The organism is Deinococcota bacterium (assembly GCA_030858465.1).
Taxonomy (GTDB): domain Bacteria; phylum Deinococcota; class Deinococci; order Deinococcales; family Trueperaceae; genus JALZLY01.
The window spans coordinates 1-9,219 of sequence record JALZLY010000023.1; the positions used below are offsets into that span (position 1 = coordinate 1).

Consider the following 9,219-nt stretch of genomic DNA (forward strand, 5'->3'; position numbering starts at 1 on the left):
CACTCTTAGCCCACGGCTGCCCCGTCCAGGCTGTGGTCGCCGTCTTTGGTTTCGACGAGCGCACCGTTTGCGAGTGGCTCAGGCGTTCGGGAGCACACTGTCCTTGACACGTCAAGGATGCATGAAAGGCTGGTTGCTGAGCAGAAGTTCGAGCTAGGCCAGGTGCAGGCTGACGAAATCAGGGTGAAGGCACAAGGCGATATCTTGTGGTTGGCGCAGGTCCTTGGCTCGCCAAGGATCAGCAGCCGCTTGTGGTTGGGCGGGGTGGTCGGGCAGCGGCGCGACTATGGCTTGATTGCCGCACTGGTCGCACAGGTCCATAAGGTAGCGCTGTGTCGGGAACTCATGCTGGCAGCTGATGGCCTCGCCAGCTACGTCAGCGCCTTCCGCCAAGCCTTTCGCGCTCCGCTCTACACCGGCAAGCCGGGCCGCCCTCGGCTGGTGCCTTGGCCCAACATCGCCATCGTGCAGGTCATCAAGAGGCGCGTGGAGGGTGTTCTCTGTGTCGAGCGCCGCGTCACTCAAGGCAGCGAGGAGATGGTCGGGCGCATACTACGTGAGAGTCAAGGGGGCGGGTGTATCAACACCGCCTACATCGAGCGGCTCAACGCCACCTTCCGGCAGCGCCTGGCCTGCTTGGCAAGGCGCAGTACCCGCTAAAGCAGGGCACCTTCGCGCCCTAGTGCGCACACCGGAGCTGCTCGAACAAAGCATGCACCTGGTCGGCTGCCTCTACAACTTCTGCACGTCTCACCAGAGTCTGCGTCTGAAGCTTTACCTCGACGAACGTCGTCACCGCTGGGTCAAGCGCACGCCGGCCATGGCAGCGGGTCTCACCAACCACTGCTGGTCTGTCAAAGAACTGCTCTGCTTCAAGGTAGCGCCTCCGCCCTATGAGTCGCCTAGGCCTAAGCGCCGAGGGCGATCTTGTGGGGGATTGAAGGGCCTTGTGACGTGACCACGATTCCCTGGGGACCTACCGCGGCACGAGCCTCACGCTGAAGCAGCGTGACATGGTTAGCTGGGTGGCAGGTAAAACAGCAGGTCGAGAGAGGGCGGCTTGATGCCCTGCATCCTCAGGAGCACGACAATCTGGGCCGTGTGCCGCATCTCGTGAATCATAACGTGCCACAGCAGGCCGTCCAACCTGTAACGCTCGGTTGGCGAGTCGTCCACAAGCCGGTTTAACTCATCATCCGTCAACGTAGCGAGGTAGCTGAGGGTGCTCTGCTCCACTGCCCGCCAATAGTCCAGCAGCGTCTCGAGCGCGAAGCCGGCGTAGACAGGGCCGAGCTTAGTGCTTTTTAAGGCAGGAATGGTCTCCAGCACCGGCTGGTCTCGCAGGATGGTGTAGTGAATCCAACCGTCCTCCACGCCCGCAATGTGGAATACGAGGTCTTTGATGCAGTGAAACTGCTTACCGCCCAGCAACGGGCGGGACAGAACCTCGTCCGGCACGCCCCCCAGCGCAGCCCACAGGTCCCAGCGGGCGCGAACGAGGTAGTTGTAGGTTTCAGGAATGTTCATTTCTGCCTCCAGGGTGGCTTGCCGGTACGCGCTGTTGTCCGAGTAGCTATCAAGAACCGACCTCGAGGCGCACGGTAACCCTATCGCCTTCCTCAAGACTTTCTGCCTTGCGGACGCTGACCTTGACAGGGACGATATAGAGGCCCTCTTTGGGCCACAGCGAGGTTGTCCACTCCGTTGTGCCGATTCGTACCTTTACCGGGATCATGCCCCAGCCGTAGGTCACCCACTTAGAGATATCGTGCAATATCTCGCACTCTGCTGCGGGCACGGTGACAAAGTAGAAGGGGGCAGGGCCTCGCCAGTACCAGATGTCACCGCTGAACTCGAAGCTCATTGCAACTCCAGCGTGGCGCAAGCAGCGGGGGAGCTACCATGTGGGGCCGGCTCCACCAGGTGGGGGCCATGCGCCGATGATGCGGCGCATCATGACGACTTGCCCGAGGTGGTAGGCGTTATGACCGGTAAACCAGACCATCCTCAGACCGACGGTAAACTTGCCGCCTAAGATGCGGCGCTCCAGATGTTCGGGGTCGCGGGCGATCTCACGGCTCTTCTCCAGACTCGCCAGGAACTCGTCCTTGAGGCGTGGCCAGTCAGCCTCAGTGACAGCAGGCCAGTCAGCTCCAGTTGAGACATGAGGCTCCGCACCAGTTTCAATGGTCGCAAAGTCGTGTCTCTGCCAGAACAGCATGTGCGCCACCACTTCAGCAATCGAGTAGGGCCAGCCCTCGAGCTTAATCACTACCTGCTCAGGCGTGAGGCCATCGAGGGCATGCGAAGCCGGGGTGAAGGAACTCCACGCCTCGACCAGCCCTTCGATGGCTTTGGGTGACGCAGTCGTAAAGATTTCCTCAGCCATTTCTTTCTCCTTTCGTGTTCTTCCAGACACCCCATGTGAACGGCCCGGCTTCCTCATCACTGATCGGGTACCCCGCCACCTTGAGGGCCAGCTTGATCTGACCGTGATGGTAGCCCTCGTGCCACAGCAAGAGCTGGAGCAGCAGGACCGGGTGGTCGTAGTGGAGGTCCATCTCCCGACCCGCCAGCACCCTCCCCCTCACCGCGTCCCGCACCGCCTTGGCGCTGCCTTCTAACATCTGCGCGATGCGTTTCTTGTCGCGCTCGGCCAGCCACTCTTCCTCTGGTACCTTCCTGGCGAACTCGGGAGCCTCCTCGAAGACGGACACGAGCCGCTCATGGTGAATGTGCGTGAATTGCTGCGCGACGGACGGACTGCTTTTGGTCGCCTTGACTTCCAGCCCGCCCTCAGGGAGGGCGCGCAGCAGGTTGAGCATGATGGTGTTGTTCCGGTCCCACGAGTCCAGCAGGGCCTCGAGCACGCTCGGGTCGGTTGCCTTCGACATATAAAACTTCCTTTCGCTGCCGCAGTCACTGTAACCGGATTTGACGATGACATCTTAGCCGCCCTCTCACCTACGCTTGAACGCAGCCCTTAGGGGCGGGCTTCGCAGTCGGGGCGACCTCCGGGCTGAGCCGGTAGGCGAGTGCGACCAGCATCCTGGCAACCCGGTGCCGGAGTGTCGGGCGGGTACGTCTGAGTTCGCTCAGGCCCCACTCGAGGCTTGCTCTATGTTCTCCTGTCGCAATCCGCTGTCTCGCCTCGGCCAGCAAAAAGCTTTCGTGTGCGCTTCGCATAACGCCTCCTCACTACCTAGGATAAACCCGAATTAGGTTAAGATCGGACCTGATTATGTATCATCCCAGCACGCGCCTCCTGACCATCCTCGAGCTGCTTCAGGCGCGGGAGCGCGTCAGCGGGCCGGAACTCGCAGCGCGGCTCGAGGTCAGCCCGCGCAGCGTCCGCCGCTACATCACCATGCTGCAAGACATGGGCATCCCCGTCGAGGGGGAGCGGGGCCGTTACGGTCGTTACCGCCTCCGCCCCGGCTACAAGCTGCCGCCCCTGATGTTCAGCGACGACGAGGCCGTAGCGCTCACCGTCGGGCTGCTGCTCCTGCGGCGCTCCGGCGGGTTGGTCGAACCCAGCACGGCCGAGCGCACCCTCGCTAAACTCACTCGGGTCTTGCCTGAAGGCTTACGTGGGCAGGTCACGGCGCTGCAAGAGACGCTGGTGCTCGAGGTGCCGCCCGAACAGGCCCTACCCGGCAGCGAGCAGCTGACCATCTTGAGCCAAGGTGTTTGGGCACGGCGCCGGGTATGGTTGCGCTACTTAAACGAGCAGCAAAGCGCCAGCGAGCGTGACTTCGATCCCTACGGCGTGGTCCAGCGCGGCGGCCGCTGGTACGCCGCTGGCTACTGTCACTTGCGGCAAGCGCTGAGGGTGTTTCGCGTAGACCGGATTGACGAGGCCAAGCTGCTCGACCCGAGCTTTGAACTGCCCAAGGGCTTTGACGCGCCCGAATACGTCAGTCGCTCGGTGGCGCTGGTGCCTCTTGCTCACTCAGCGGAAGTGCTGCTCAAGACGAACTTGGAGAACGCTAAGCGCGAACTGTATCCGAACTTCGTGACCTTAGAACCCGCCTCGGAAGGCGTCACCTTGCGCTGCACGACGGACAATCTAACGTGGTTGGCGCGGGTCATAGCGGGCTTCAGCTTTCCCTGGGAGGTGCGCGAGCCGCCTGAGTTGGAAGTAGCGCTCAGGGAGCACGCGGCGGGCATTCTTGAGCGGCTTGGGGGCTAGCAGAGGTTGAAGCGAGTGTCGCGCGCTAGTGCCGCACAACGGTTATTTGGCTCAGGCTACCGCCATGTTATTTCATGAGAGTCGCTGAGTTTTACACGGATTGTTGCCGGACCTCGTTGTGGATCGCCAGTGCCTTGACTGGACCGTCAGCCTCAGCTTGCTCGGCAGCCTTCTCGACCGGTGGGCCTCAGAAGAGCACCCTCGACCAGTTGAGCTCGTCCAGGGGGTGAAAGATGTCGACGTACTCGAGCAAGATCCCCGCCGACTGGTTGCGAAACATCGCGCACTCGACGTGCTTGCCGAGGCGCTTGACGGCCTCGACGAGCTCGACGTAGTCGCCGTCGCCGCTGACCAGGACGGCGGTGTCGTAGGCGCCGTTATAGGCCAGGCAGAGGGCGTCGACGGCGATGGCCACGTCGATGCCCTTTTCGACCAGCGAGCCGTCGTGGCGGCGGTACAACCTCCCCAGCCGCACCGTCACGTAGGGGATGCGCCGCAGCGACTCGAAAAAGCGCTGCTGGCCCTCGCGCAGCTCGTGATCGTAGTCGTCGGTAAGGGGCGCGTTGTAGTAGTAGACGCGCATGAGCTTGCGCTCGCCGACGAGCTGTTTGGTGAGTTCGGCCAAATTGACGCGGGTGCTCGACAGGTTCTCGCGCATGCCGTTGTAGAGGTTTGAGCCGTCGACGAAAATAGCCACGCGGGGTTGGTACATGCTCGCTCCATAACAAACGCAAAATAGCGTAGAGGGCCGGCAACCGGCGCCCCAGCCCGGCGAGGGGCAGGAGACCGGCGGCTCGCTTCTCGCTTGCTCCAGTCTACCCCAGCGCGCGTCTCCTGTCACCCTCCTGTCGGCTCGAGAGCCTCGCCCGCTTGCCCCGCCGCTATACTGAGGTCATGACCACTCGGCCCGCCAAGACCGTCGAATCCTTCAACCTGGACCACACCAAGGTGAGGGCGCCCTACCTGCGCCTCGCGGGCCGTTACCAGACGGCGCGCGGCGACGAGATCCGCAAGTTCGACCTGCGCCTGGTGCAGCCTAACGTCACCGCCCTGCCCACGGCGGCGCTGCACACCATCGAGCACCTCATGGCCGGCTATTTGCGCGAGCGCCTGCCGCAGCTCGTCGACGCCAGCCCGATGGGCTGCCGCACGGGCTTTTATCTGACCGTCTTGGGCGAGCCTGCGGAGGAGGAGGTGAGGGTGGCCTGCCAGGGCAGCCTCCAAGCCATCGCCGAGCACGACGGGCCGGTTCCCGGCTGCAGCGAGAGGGAGTGCGGCAACTACCGCGACCACTCGCTTCACGGCGCCAAAGCCTGGGCGCGCGACATTCTGAGGGACGAGCTCATCATTCAGGCAACTATTCCTCTCGCTGGGCCGGGTGCAACCTAGCCGCCAGCGGATGCTCCAGTCGCGCCTTCTCATCTTCTCGTCACCTTCTCATCAATGCTCTCATAATCCGCGCCTTATAATCCCTTATGGACCGCAAACCGCTAGTGCTGATCGTAGAGGATGAGAAAGAGATCGCCAAGTTCATCGATCTCGAGCTCAAGGCCGAGAACTATGAGACCGTCGTCACCTACGACGGCATCACCGGCCTCTCCAAATTCCGCGAGCTCAACCCCGACCTGGTCATCTTGGACCTGATGCTGCCCGTCCTGGACGGCCTCGAGGTGGCCAGGCGCATCCGCAAGACGAGCAACACGCCGATCATCATCTTGACCGCCAAGGACTCGGTCGAGCAGAAGGTGACGGGCTTGGACGCCGGCGCCGACGACTACCTGGTCAAGCCTTTTTCCATCGAGGAGCTCCTGGCCAGGGTGCGGGCCCACCTGCGCCGCGTCAACCCCGCCGTCACCGGCGAGGTGCGGGTCGTCGACCTGGTCATGAACCTAGACGGCCGCGAGGTCTTTCGCGACGGCCGCCGGGTCGAGCTTTCCGCCAAGGAGTTCGAGCTCCTGGAGCTGTTCGCGCGCAACCCCGGCAAGGTCTTCAACCGCTTCGAGATCGAGGAGAAGGTGTGGCCCGAGTACACCGGCGGCTCGAACGTCGTCGACGTCTACGTGGGCTACCTGCGGCGCAAGCTCGAGGGCGACGGCGAGCGCCGCCTCATCCACACCGTGCGCGGCGTCGGCTACGTCTTGCGCGAAGAGTGAGGCATGGCTCACTCATCAAACGCTCCTCTTCCTTAGCCGGGGATGCTTTAGGCTAGCGCTATGTCCTTGAGGCTCAGGCTCACCCTCGTCTACACCGCCTTTCTGGCCCTGGTCCTGGTGGTGGTGGCCTGGGGCGTCTACGCGCTCACCGAGCGCTCGCTCATCGCCCAGCTCGAGAACCGGGTGGCCGAGGTCATGCGTATCTTCGCGTCCAACGCCAATCTCACCGAGGCCTATCAGGCCTTGCAGGCTTCGGAACACGGCGCCCTACACGAATTTTTGGTCTACCCGGCGCGGCCGCTCAGCGCCGAACAGGTCGCGCGTGGCAGTTGGCAGAGTTGGCAGGTGCCGATGAGCGCCGAGGGCGGCGCGCCCAGCAGAGAAACCAGCCTCTGGTCGGCGCTGAGCGCGCGCGACCGCGAAAGGCTCGCCCGCGAAGGCCAGCTCGCCCTGCGCGTGAGCGGGCCCGGCGGCCAGACCCATGTGGTTCAGGCGCGCTTGTTGCGACACTCCCTCGACAACGGTCAGGAAAACCTCAACTTTTACGCCGCTCACCTGATCGCCCTGCCCACCTCGAGCATCCAACCCATCTTGCGCCAGCTCGCGGTCAACCTGGTCACCATGGTGGTGGCGGCCTTTGGCCTCTTCGCGGTCGGGGTATGGCTGCTCTCGGGCCAGGCGCTCCTGCCCGTCAAGCGGGTGACCGCCGCCGCCGCGCGCATCGGCTCGCAAGACCTCGCCCAGCGGGTGCCCGTACCCAAGTCCGAAGACGAGATGAGCGAGCTCGCGGTCGCCATCAACCACATGCTGGCGCGACTCCAGGAGTCCTTCGAGACGCAGCGGCGCTTTACCGCCGATGCCAGCCACGAGCTGCGCACGCCCGTCACCGCTATCGTCGGCCACGCCAACTACCTCCTCCGCCGCACCAAGCCGAGCGCCGAGCAGGCCGAGTCGCTGGGGGTGATCCGCGGCGAGGGCGAGCGCATGGCCAAACTGGTCAACGACCTTTTAGAGTTGGCCCGGGCCGACGCGGGCTTCGCGGTCAAGCGCGAGCCCATGAACTTGGTCGAGGTGGTCGAGAGCGTCTACAAGGAGGTGAGGCGCACCGCCGAGGGCACCGAACTCGCGCTCGCCATTCCCTCGCCCATCGTCGAAGTCGACGGCGACGCCGGCCGGCTCAAGCAGGTGGTCTTGAACCTCGTCCAGAACGCCCTCAACGCCGGCTCAAGGCACGTCTCCGTCTCGCTCACGCAGGGCAAGGACGAGGTCAGCCTCGAGGTTTTAGACGATGGCCCCGGCATCCCCGCCGAGGCGATTCCCTTTCTCTTCGAGCGTTTCTACAGGGTTGACAGCGCCCGCTCGACGCGCGGCAACGGCTCGGGTCTGGGTCTGGCCATCGTCAAGTGGATCGTCGCCCAGCACGGCGGCGAGGTCAAGGTGGAGTCGCGGCTCGGCGAGGGCACCGCCTTTACCGTGCTCCTGCCCGCCTACAGCCAGGCGAGTTCCAAGCAGAGCGCCGTGCACCCCCAAGCGTTCAAGCCTGTCCGCACCTGAGCACGGCCTCTCGAGCATGGCATGTTCGTCGGCGAGCAAAAGGAGCCCGGGTCTGACCCGGGCTCCTCGCTGCCTTGAGGACTTGCTGAAGTGGAAGGTCAGTTGCTGCTCGAGGCGCCTTCTTCCAGCGGCGGCATGAGCACGGTGTCGATCACGTGGATGACGCCGTTGGAGGCCATGATGTCGACGTCCGTGACGGTAGCGTCATCGACCATCACCATATCGCCGTCGAAGGTCACGGTGAGCGGGCTGCCCTCGACGGTCTCGACTTCGGCGCCGTCCTCGAGCGCCATGACGTCCTCCGAGGTCACTTCGCCGGCTACTACGTGGTAGAGGAGAACCGCCTGAAGCGCCTCTTGATCGGCGAGAAGCTCGTCCAAGGCGCCCTCGGGCAGGGCGGCAAAGGCTTCGTCGGTCGGCGCGAACACGGTGAAGGGACCCTCGCCCTGGAGTGTCTCGACGAGGTCTGCTTCTTGAAGGGCGGTGACCAGAGTACTGAAGTCCGGGTTCGCCATGGCGACATCGACGATGGTGCCGGGTTCCTCGGCGGTCTGCTGGTTGCTGGCGACCGCGAGGGTGAGGCCGACGACAAGCACGAGTAAGGCTAATAGCTTCTTCATGTGTATCTCCTTTCAAACATCGTACAAACCATGTACAATTCTGAGAATAGTTGAGCCAGCAAGCCATCAATTGGTTCCAGCCCACAAATTCAACTCATGAAGTCTGAAATTGCACGCCCAGCCCCTCGACGACCGTGCCGATAGGGAAGACGCTCTCGCCGGCACAGGCGAGGGCTTCGGCCACGTCCTCCGGGCGCACCACCACGAGATAGCCCGCGCCGAGGTTGAACACCCGCCGCATCTCCTCGCCGGTGACGCCGCCCGCCGCCTGGATCAAGCGGAAGATCGCAGGCACCGGCCAGCTGTCCGCTTCGATCACCGCGCCGAGTCCCGCGGGCAGGACGCGTGGCAGGTTGCCGGGCATGCCGCCGCCGGTGACGTGCGCCATGCCGCGCACTAGCCCCAGATCCAAGAGGGCGCGCACCGGCCGCAGGTAGCTGCGGTGCGGCCTTAGGAGCGCCTCGCCGACGGTGCCGTCGCCCAGAGCCTCGCCGTAGCGGCCTTCTAAGATCCTCCTCGCCAGGCTATAGCCGTTGGTCTGCAGGCCGCCCGACATGAGGGCGAGGATGCGGTCGCCCGAGCGGATCTCGCGGCCGTCGACCATCTCCGCGCGCGCGACCGCGCCGACGACGGTGCCGACCAGGTCGAACTCGCCCGCGGCGTAGACGCCGGGCAGTTCCGCCGTCTCGCCGCCCAAAAG

Annotated in this window: 13 protein-coding genes; 5 read left to right on the top strand and 8 right to left on the bottom strand. The window is 63.9% G+C overall.

Translation table 11 applies throughout. From position 1 onward, the window contains the following. Window positions 1–183 precede the first annotated feature (183 nt). Complete coding sequence (locus M3498_01365; GenBank protein MDQ3457945.1) at window positions 184–660, top strand: hypothetical protein; 477 nt, start codon at window positions 184–186, stop codon at window positions 658–660. A gap of 357 nt (window positions 661–1,017) precedes the next feature. Here the strand turns inward: M3498_01365 and M3498_01370 are convergent, their stop codons facing one another. The 5 genes from M3498_01370 to M3498_01390 form a co-directional block, all read right to left on the bottom strand. After that, on the bottom strand, window positions 1,018–1,527 hold the full coding sequence (locus M3498_01370; protein ID MDQ3457946.1) for a DinB family protein: 510 nt from the start codon (window positions 1,525–1,527) through the stop codon (window positions 1,018–1,020). 49 nt (window positions 1,528–1,576) lie between these two features. Then, window positions 1,577–1,864, bottom strand: a complete 288-nt coding sequence (locus M3498_01375; protein ID MDQ3457947.1) for a DUF1905 domain-containing protein — start codon at window positions 1,862–1,864, stop codon at window positions 1,577–1,579. Between the two features lie 33 nt (window positions 1,865–1,897). Beyond that, complete coding sequence (locus M3498_01380; protein MDQ3457948.1) at window positions 1,898–2,389, bottom strand: DinB family protein; 492 nt, start codon at window positions 2,387–2,389, stop codon at window positions 1,898–1,900. Beyond that, window positions 2,382–2,894, bottom strand: a complete 513-nt coding sequence (locus M3498_01385; GenBank protein ID MDQ3457949.1) for a DinB family protein — start codon at window positions 2,892–2,894, stop codon at window positions 2,382–2,384. Before M3498_01385 ends, M3498_01380 begins: the two co-directional genes overlap by 8 nt. A gap of 70 nt (window positions 2,895–2,964) precedes the next feature. Then, the gene (locus M3498_01390) at window positions 2,965–3,186 is read right to left on the bottom strand and encodes a hypothetical protein (GenBank protein MDQ3457950.1); all 222 of its coding nucleotides are present in this window, start codon (window positions 3,184–3,186) and stop codon (window positions 2,965–2,967) included. A 55-nt stretch (window positions 3,187–3,241) separates the two neighbouring features. Between M3498_01390 and M3498_01395 the strand changes: the two genes are divergently transcribed. Then, the gene (locus M3498_01395) at window positions 3,242–4,192 is read left to right on the top strand and encodes a YafY family transcriptional regulator (protein ID MDQ3457951.1); all 951 of its coding nucleotides are present in this window, start codon (window positions 3,242–3,244) and stop codon (window positions 4,190–4,192) included. A gap of 187 nt (window positions 4,193–4,379) precedes the next feature. Here M3498_01395 and M3498_01400 read toward each other — a convergent pair whose 3' ends face one another. Continuing rightward, window positions 4,380–4,904 (bottom strand): NYN domain-containing protein, encoded by a 525-nt coding sequence (locus M3498_01400; GenBank protein MDQ3457952.1) that lies wholly within the window; start codon window positions 4,902–4,904, stop codon window positions 4,380–4,382. Between the two features lie 182 nt (window positions 4,905–5,086). Between M3498_01400 and M3498_01405 the strand changes: the two genes are divergently transcribed. The 3 genes from M3498_01405 (at window position 5,087) to M3498_01415 (ending at window position 7,899) form a co-directional block, all read left to right on the top strand. After that, the gene (locus tag M3498_01405) at window positions 5,087–5,581 is read left to right on the top strand and encodes an S-ribosylhomocysteine lyase (protein MDQ3457953.1); all 495 of its coding nucleotides are present in this window, start codon (window positions 5,087–5,089) and stop codon (window positions 5,579–5,581) included. 86 nt (window positions 5,582–5,667) lie between these two features. Beyond that, the gene (locus M3498_01410) at window positions 5,668–6,345 is read left to right on the top strand and encodes a response regulator transcription factor (GenBank protein ID MDQ3457954.1); all 678 of its coding nucleotides are present in this window, start codon (window positions 5,668–5,670) and stop codon (window positions 6,343–6,345) included. Window positions 6,346–6,405: 60 nt separating this feature from the next. Further along, window positions 6,406–7,899, top strand: a complete 1,494-nt coding sequence (locus tag M3498_01415) for a HAMP domain-containing histidine kinase (GenBank protein ID MDQ3457955.1) — start codon at window positions 6,406–6,408, stop codon at window positions 7,897–7,899. Window positions 7,900–7,997: 98 nt separating this feature from the next. On the opposite strand, the gene M3498_01420 is transcribed toward M3498_01415, so the two are convergent. Both M3498_01420 and M3498_01425 read right to left on the bottom strand, forming a co-directional pair. Beyond that, complete coding sequence (locus M3498_01420; protein ID MDQ3457956.1) at window positions 7,998–8,519, bottom strand: fasciclin domain-containing protein; 522 nt, start codon at window positions 8,517–8,519, stop codon at window positions 7,998–8,000. 94 nt (window positions 8,520–8,613) lie between these two features. Next, a partial coding sequence (locus tag M3498_01425; GenBank protein MDQ3457957.1) for a phosphoribosylformylglycinamidine cyclo-ligase occupies window positions 8,614–9,219 on the bottom strand: 606 nt, incomplete at its 5' end.